1 pseudogene is annotated in these 409 nt (G+C 67.4%); it reads right to left on the bottom strand.

Features of this window, described 5'->3' with window-relative positions:
- Positions 1-409, bottom strand: a pseudogene (locus AC1D1Y_RS26620) (microcin ABC transporter ATP-binding protein); the annotation flags it as partial.

Below are 409 nucleotides of genomic sequence, written 5' to 3'. Positions count from 1 at the left end.
GGCACGGCAAAGTCAGCGCCCTGTACCGCCACAAACTCGCCCGACCGGAACCAGCCCTTCACGCCACCCAGCGGCACCGGGTAGCCCACGCGCACGCCGTCGCCCTGCAGCAGCACCTCGGCATCTGGCTGAGCCGGCAGCACGTGGYGGCTGGGGCGGCTGTCCAGCAAGCGACGCGTGTAGGCGTGCTGCGGCTGGGCAAACACCTCGGCCACGGCGCCGTGTTCCACGATGTGGCCCGCTTCCATCACCGCCACACGGTCGGCAAACTGGCGCACCAGGTTCAGGTCGTGGGTGATCAGCAGCACGGCCATGCCGTATTTGTGCTGCAACTGGTCCAGCAAATCGAGAATCTGGCGACGCACCGTCACATCCAGCGCGGTGGTGGGCTCGTCGGCCAAGAGCAACT

The sequence above is a fragment of the Polaromonas sp. P1_G1 genome, from assembly GCF_056405595.1.
The sequence above is the reverse complement of the archived record's forward strand: the minus strand, read 5'-3'. Positions and strand labels throughout refer to the sequence as shown.